This window comes from Mesorhizobium silamurunense, assembly GCF_014843905.1.
In the GTDB taxonomy this organism is placed as follows: Bacteria; Pseudomonadota; Alphaproteobacteria; order Rhizobiales; family Rhizobiaceae; genus Mesorhizobium; species Mesorhizobium silamurunense.
Map to the genome: position 1 here is coordinate 1 of NZ_LPVS01000179.1, position 546 is coordinate 546.

Below are 546 nucleotides of genomic sequence, written 5' to 3' on the forward strand. Positions count from 1 at the left end.
TCTCGTCGATGAAGACCAGGCACTGGGGATCGAGGCCAGCCTGCCAGGATCGCCATCGTTGGCGCCTGCGGGCAACATCGGCGCGTGCCTGCTCAAGGGCGAACAGCGTTTTTTTTGAAGCTCAGGCCCTCGCGGCGCAGGAACTGCCACACTGCGTTGTGCGAGACCTTGACTCCGCGAGCGGCCAACTCATCCTTCAGACCATGCAGCGTCAGATGCGGCGTCTCACGCAGACGGGCCTCGATGAAAGCACGGTGCGGCTCCAGCACCCTCTTGCGATGTCCGCCCATCTTGCCAGGCGCAACCGAGCCAGTCGCCCGATGACGCTGCAACAACTTCACCGCCGCCGAAACCGAAATGCCGAACCGTTTGGCGGCCGACCGGCGGCTCTCACCACTCAAAACCGCCACCACAACCCGTTCGCGAAGATCGTCCGAAAGAGGTCGCGTCATCAGATGCTGGCCTCCATTCCAGCCAGCATCTTGAATCACAAATCCGACAAATCGGGAATCCCCTCCGATTCCGTCAAATCTTGAACCGCTCTAG

1 pseudogene is annotated in these 546 nt (G+C 61.2%); it reads right to left on the reverse strand.

Annotated features, from left to right (window positions below):
* A pseudogene (locus tag AU465_RS32930) lies at positions 1-452 on the reverse strand (transposase); the annotation flags it as partial.
* Positions 453-546: the final 94 nt, after the last annotated feature.